Raw genomic sequence first — 457 nt, forward strand, 5'->3', positions numbered from 1 at the left:
GATAAGCCTGTTATCCCCAGGGTAGCTTTTATCCGTTGAGCGATGGCCCTTCCATTCGGTACCACCGGATCACTAAGCCCGACTTTCGTCCCTGCTCGACCTGTTTGTCTCGCAGTCAAGCTCCCTTTTGCCTTTGCACTCTGCGAATGATTTCCAACCATTCTGAGGGAACCTTTAGACGCCTCCGTTACTTTTTAGGAGGCGACCGCCCCAGTCAAACTGCCCACCTGACACTGTCCCCGACCCCGCTCAGGGGCCCAGGTTAGAACTCCGATACGATCAGGGTGGTATCCCAACGGCGCCTCCACCCAAGCTGGCGCTCAGGCTTCAACGGCTCCCACCTATCCTGTACAGATCGTACCAAAGTCCAATATCAAGCTGCAGTAAAGCTCCATGGGGTCTTTCCGTCTTGTCGCGGGTAACCTGCATCTTCACAGGTATTAAAATTTCACCGGAT

1 rRNA gene is annotated in these 457 nt (G+C 54.3%); it reads right to left on the reverse strand.

The window, feature by feature from the left end:
• Positions 1 to 457 (reverse strand): 23S ribosomal RNA (locus tag AC3G2T_RS38845); the annotation flags it as partial.

The sequence above is a fragment of the Paenibacillus sp. sgz302191 genome (assembly GCF_057749925.1).